6 protein-coding genes are annotated in these 6,005 nt (G+C 42.1%); all 6 read left to right on the top strand.

Annotated elements, in window-relative coordinates; translation table 11 throughout:
- Nucleotides 1-303: 303 nt before the first annotated feature.
- Nucleotides 304-1,425, top strand: coding sequence for an alanine--glyoxylate aminotransferase family protein (locus KL866_RS00550; protein ID WP_251139743.1), 1,122 nt, complete (start codon nt 304-306; stop codon nt 1,423-1,425).
- A 330-nt stretch (nt 1,426-1,755) separates the two neighbouring features.
- Complete coding sequence (locus tag KL866_RS00545) at nt 1,756-2,460, top strand: SIMPL domain-containing protein (RefSeq protein ID WP_214992422.1); 705 nt, start codon at nt 1,756-1,758, stop codon at nt 2,458-2,460.
- A gap of 12 nt (nt 2,461-2,472) precedes the next feature.
- Nucleotides 2,473-2,928: a GAF domain-containing protein gene (locus KL866_RS00540; RefSeq protein WP_025255288.1), complete on the top strand. Its 456-nt coding sequence runs from the start codon at nt 2,473-2,475 to the stop codon at nt 2,926-2,928.
- Nucleotides 2,929-2,930: 2 nt separating this feature from the next.
- A complete protein-coding gene (locus KL866_RS00535; protein WP_025255289.1) occupies nt 2,931-3,221 on the top strand; it encodes a hypothetical protein in 291 nt (96 codons plus the stop codon).
- A 16-nt stretch (nt 3,222-3,237) separates the two neighbouring features.
- Nucleotides 3,238-3,906 (top strand): RNA chaperone ProQ, encoded by a 669-nt coding sequence (proQ, locus tag KL866_RS00530; protein WP_025255290.1) that lies wholly within the window; start codon nt 3,238-3,240, stop codon nt 3,904-3,906.
- A gap of 3 nt (nt 3,907-3,909) precedes the next feature.
- Entirely contained in the window at nt 3,910-5,952 is a 2,043-nt protein-coding gene (gene prc / locus KL866_RS00525; protein ID WP_025255291.1) for a carboxy terminal-processing peptidase, read from the top strand.
- Nucleotides 5,953-6,005: the final 53 nt, after the last annotated feature.

Here is a 6,005-nt window from a genome sequence, read left to right as displayed (position 1 = left end):
AATCTAAGTGTAGGATTATTGTTTTAAATATCAATAAACTAAATGCTGGTCGGATGTGGCAGCTTTCAACGTAAAAGCCATACATATGTTGCTCAACCATTGTTCACAATTTATCTACTAGTACAAGACATCCTAAACATACTTAAATTTAAATATATAAAGCCTCTTTCATTCATATCAGTTATGTTGAAAACAGACGGTTGTTCCATTTCGTTATCCTTGTACTATGACCTCAATGATCACGCTAAACATGTGTGATGCATACTAATAATATAGACCCTTCACAAGAAATGAGGATGGATTATGCAATCGTTTTCTACTTTTATACCCCCTGAACGTACCTTAATGGGACCAGGGCCATCCGATGTTAACCCTCGAATATTGAATGCAATGGCTAGGCCGACGCTAGGCCACCTAGACCCTTTGTTCATTGAGTTAATGGATCAAACTAAACAGCTTTTGCAATATGCCTTTAAAACTGAAAACGCACTTACTATGCCTATTTCGGCCCCTGGTTCTGCAGGAATGGAAGCGTGCTTCGTTAATTTAGTAGAGCCTGGCGATAAAGTACTGGTTTGCATTAACGGCGTGTTTGGGAATCGCATGGTAGAAAATGTCGAACGATGCGGCGGTGAAGCTATTTCCATTAACAATACTTGGGGTGAGCAAACCGACCTGAACGCAGTAGAAGATACACTTAAAGCCAACCCAGCTATAAAAATACTTGCTTTTGTTCATGCAGAAACCTCAACAGGTGTACGTAATGAAGCAAAAATGCTTTGCGAGTTAGCTAAAAAATATGATTGCTTGAGTATCGTTGATGCGGTTACTTCACTTGGTGGCATTGAATTAAATGTTGATGGGTGGGAAATTGATGCCATCTATTCAGGTTCTCAAAAGTGCTTAAGTTGCGTTCCGGGCATTTCCCCTGTTTCTTTTAGCGATAGAGCCGTGCAGGTTATTCAGAACCGAAAAACAAAAGTTCAAAGTTGGTTTCTAGACATGAACCTGATTGTGGGCTATTGGGGGCAGGGCGCGAAGCGCGCTTATCACCACACAGCGCCAGTTAATAGTATGTACGCCATGTACGAAGCGCTTCTAATTTTAAAAGAAGAAGGGCTAGAAAATGCGTGGCAACGACATGCTCTAGGTCACGAAAAACTTGCACAAGGTTTAAGCGACCTTGGGCTAGAGTTAACCGTAGACAGCGCTTACCGTTTACCACAGTTGAACGTGGTTAAAATTCCAGAAGGTGCAGATGATGCTAGCATTCGCAAGCAACTGCTTGAAGATTTCAATTTAGAAATAGGCGCCGGATTGGGTGACCATGCGGGTAAAGTGTGGCGAATTGGTCTTATGGGCTATGCATGTAAGCCCCGTAACATAGACCATTGTGTTGCAGCGCTGCGCACAGTACTTAAATAAAAGCAGCAATAACAAGATCTTCAAAATTATTTTTATCTAATTAAAACATAACGTGTTTAGTCGAATACTCAACTGAACACGTTGATTTTCTAACCGCAAATAATTAAGCAAGTAGCCAGACACCCATAACGTTTTGTCTGAACTTTCTAGCAATGTACGCGTTAATTTGGGCCTTGCCTTATAAAAGCCGCACTTTACCGAAGTCATATCTCTTATCGTCTTTGTTCTCTGCTAAAATATTGGCTATTGTGTATATTCATAAACTATTCAGTTATAAACATTTATCCTTTATGCAAGGTAATTAAAATACCATTTAAAAAAGGAATCTCTATGAACATGTTTACGCTTACAAAATCAGCTAAGTTTGCAAAAGCCCTGGCAGTAATTTTGTCCACTTCATTATTTTCAGCTCAAGCGGCTCAAGAGGCTGTAATAAATGTACAAGGCGTAGGTGCGGTAGAAGTAACACCAAACGCCTATTCTGTGACACTGGTTGTTGAAGAAGAAGGGAATACAGTAGGTAAACTAAATACACAGCTCGATGTAGACTTGCGTTCTATTGTTAAGTTCTTGCTCAACCAAGGCATAGAAGAAAAGCACATTCAGAGCATGCAGGTACGTTTACAACCACGCTATGTCAATACACCTCAAGGCCGTAAACAAGAAGGCTTTACTTTATCGCGGGATATCACCGTTACTTCTACTGACCTTGAGACTTACGACAAAGTGCTAGATGGCGTACTTAAACGTGGTGTTGATCGTATCCAACAATTTAACTTTATTTCAGTTGGCAAAGGCGATGCATACCAGAACGCGCTCATTCGTGCAGTGAAGGATGCAAAGCAGCGTGCACACCTATTAGCGAAAGAATTAGCGGTTGAAGTAGGTGAAGTTGTTGCAATCTCAGAATCTGGTGGCAATATGCCGATTCCAGTAATGCGCGCCGAAGCTTTTTCCAAAGACATGTCAATGTCTTTACCCGGTCAAGAGCGAATAGAAGCGCGGGTTAATGTGTCTTTTAACATTGTTCAATAGCAGGAAATCCGTTTGAAAGAACAACAGTACAGTCAACTAATTGCTCAAGCAAAGAGCTTAGTTTCTGGCGAGCACGATCTTATCGCTAACATGTCCAACATCAGTGCGCTACTTTTTAATAACCTTGAAGAAGTGAATTGGGCGGGCTTTTATCTTTTCAAAGAAGAGCAACTGGTACTAGGACCTTTTCAAGGACAACCCGCTTGCATTCGCATTCCGTTAGGAAAAGGCGTGTGTGGTACTAGTGCAAGCACTAAAACAGTTCAGCGCATAGGTGATGTACATCAGTTTGCAGGTCACATCGCTTGTGATGCCGCGTCTAATTCTGAAATTGTTGTTCCACTTGTACTCAATGATAAGCTTATCGGCGTACTTGATATCGACAGCCCTGTTTTTGAACGCTTTAACGAAGAAGACGAAAAAGGGCTCGTCGAAATTGCTCAAATTCTCATGGATTCGCAGAAATAATTATGAAATCCAGTGTCGATATACACGTTGTTTTATCCACATTTGAAGATATGGAAGACTTTCACGATGACCCAGATGAGGCATCCGAACGTTTAAATTTTATTCTTCATGCGATTTACGACAATGCTGAAGAAGATATTGAAACACAGCGTTTAGAGCAAATTTTGCACTACGCATGGGAATCTTGGCAACAAGATAAGCATTTATTAGAAATAGATGACGACGAATTGCTTGATTGGGTTGACCACACGCTGGCAACTTGGGATGATGCAAGTAACGATGAAATCTCCTGAATAATTTAGAAAGTTAATGGAATCACCAGAGAAGTTTACCAATAGTAAGGAAGTGATAGCTTTCCTTGCAGAGACCTTTCCGAAATGCTTTAGCATTGAAGGCGAGGCACGCCCACTTAAGATCGGTATTTTTCAAGATCTTGCCACTCGTTTAGAAGAAGAAGAACGCGTTAGTAAAACACTACTTCGTTCTACACTTCGTCATTACACCAACAGTTGGCGCTATCTTCATAGCATCAAAGAAGGTACAAATCGCATAGATTTGGACGGTGTAGAAGGCGATGCAATTGAAAAAGAACATGCTGATCACGCGCAGCAGCAGCTAGAAGAGAGCAAAGCGAAAGCGGCTGAAAAGCGCAAAGCTAAGCTAGCCCAGCAGCCTAAGCGCAAAGATAAACGTCAATTTAATCGTCCAAAAGGTGAAAAATCTGCGAATTCGGACCATGCTGATACTAAGCGCGGAACTAAACCGAAAAATAACAGACCAAACACTACACCACCTGCGAAATTGACAGATAGCGATTTAAAGCAAGGCACGCAAGTTACCGTTAAATTAGGTAAAGCACCTATGCCAGCAGTAATTACCGAAGTTGCTAAAGATGGCATTCACGTTCAGTTAGACTCAGGCATGGTAGTTAAAGTAAACGCAGACGCTTTACGTTTGGCACGCTCCAAGAGGTCGTAAAATATGAGAGACATCCTTCGAATTTCCATCGCAAGTGCTTTCCTTACCGTAGGGGTAGGAGCAGGCGCAGTTACATCAACACCCGAGGTGGACGAGCTTCCTATTTTACAACAGGAATCTCAACACAGTGTTGCTGCAAAGCGAGTAAGCGCACTTTTTACAAGGGCGCACTACAAGGAAATATCGTTGGATGACGTACTCTCGGCCAGAGTTTATCAGCGCTTTATCGAATCGCTAGATCACAATAAGCAAGTACTGTTGTTATCTGATGTAGTCGGGTTTGAAAAGTATCGCACCTTATTCGATGATGCGCTGAGTAAAGGCAACCTGTCTGTTGCCTATGACATGTACAATGTAAGCGCGAAGCGTCGAATTGAACGTTACGAGTTTGCATTAGCAATGTTAGAAAAGGGCCCGTTTAACTTTGAAAAGGAAGGCGATAAGTTCTTTTACGACAGAGAAGACGCCGAGTGGCCAGTTAATAAAGCTGAGCTTGATGAAATCTGGCGTCAGCGCGTTAAATATGATGCATTAAATCTAATTCTTGCAGACAAAACGTGGGAGGAAGCCAAAGAACTTCTTACTAAACGCTACACGCGGGCAATTAAGCGCACTAAGCAGGCAAAAAGCGAAGACGTTTTCCAAACTGCAATGAACGCATTTGCACGTACGATAGAAGCCCATACCAGTTACTTATCACCACGCAATGCAGAGCGCTTCCAAATGGACATGAATTTGTCATTTGAAGGGATAGGCGCTGTATTGCAAAGCGAAGATGACTACACAGTAATTAAAAGTGTTGTGCCTGGCGGTCCTGCAGACGAATCGGGTGCAATTAAGCCAGAAGACAAAATTGTTGGTGTTGCCCAAGACGATGACGAGTTCGTTGACGTAATTGGCTGGCGCTTAGATGAAGTTGTCGAGCTGATAAAAGGTCCGAAAGGTAGTACTGTTCGACTTCAGGTGGAAAAAGGTGCTTCAGAGTCGAAAACTACATCAGTAGTAAGCCTTACTCGCGATAAAATTAAACTTGAGGATCGCGCTGCCAAGTCGGAAGTTTACGTACCTGAAACAGGTCCTCACGCTGATGAAAACCTTGGCGTTATTACCATTCCAAGTTTTTACAACAACCTTAGTATGGATGTTGCCAAAGAAATTGAAAGCTTAAAGGCGCAGAACGTAAAAGGCATTATTGTTGATTTACGTGGTAACGGCGGAGGCTCACTAACTGAAGCTACTTTGCTAACGGGTTTATTTATTGAAAAGGGCCCAGTTGTTCAAATTCGCTACGGTCAGAGCAAAGTGAGTGTTAATCGTGATACTGATGGCGAAGTAGCATACGATGGCCCACTGACAGTTTTGGTAGACCGTTATAGTGCATCCGCATCTGAAATTTTTGCAGCTGCTATGCAAGACTACAACCGCGCATTAATTGTTGGTGAACAAACGTTTGGTAAAGGGACGGTTCAACAACACCGTGGTTTAGGTAAAATTTACGACCTTTACGATAACCCACTTGGTAGTGTTCAGTTCACGATTGCAAAGTTCTATCGTATCGATGGCGGAAGTACTCAGCATAAGGGCGTTATTCCTGACATTTTGTATCCTTCTGCTGTAGAGCCGTCTGAGTGGGGCGAAGCTCAGGCAGAAAATGCGCTGCCATGGGATAGTATCAACCGTGCAAACTACACAACGTTTGCAGATGGTACTGCGGCCCTTGACGTGTTAACCGCAAAGCACAACAAGCGTATCCTTCAAGATCCTGAGTTCTCTTATATTCAAGATGACATAAAAGAGTATAAGGAAAATAAAGATAAGAATTTCATTTCTTTAGTAAAGTCTGCTCGTGAAGCTGAAAAGAAAGAAGCAGAAGAAAAATCGCTGGCTCGAGTTAACGAACGTTTACAGCGCATGGGAATGGAAACTATCACAACATTGGACGACCTACCTGAAGATATGGAAGAATTAGATCCATTCTTGGATGAGGCAGCCAACATTACATTCGATATGATTGAAACAGGCCGTTACGCTATCACAAGAAATTAAGTGTTTAGAAAAAAGGGCTGGTCTGGGGCCAGCCCTTTTTTTGTGTCTATAAA

Source organism: Alteromonas sp. ALT199 (assembly GCF_018619335.1).
In the GTDB taxonomy this organism is placed as follows: domain Bacteria; phylum Pseudomonadota; class Gammaproteobacteria; order Enterobacterales; family Alteromonadaceae; genus Alteromonas.
The sequence above is the reverse complement of the archived record's forward strand: the minus strand, read 5'-3'. Positions and strand labels throughout refer to the sequence as shown.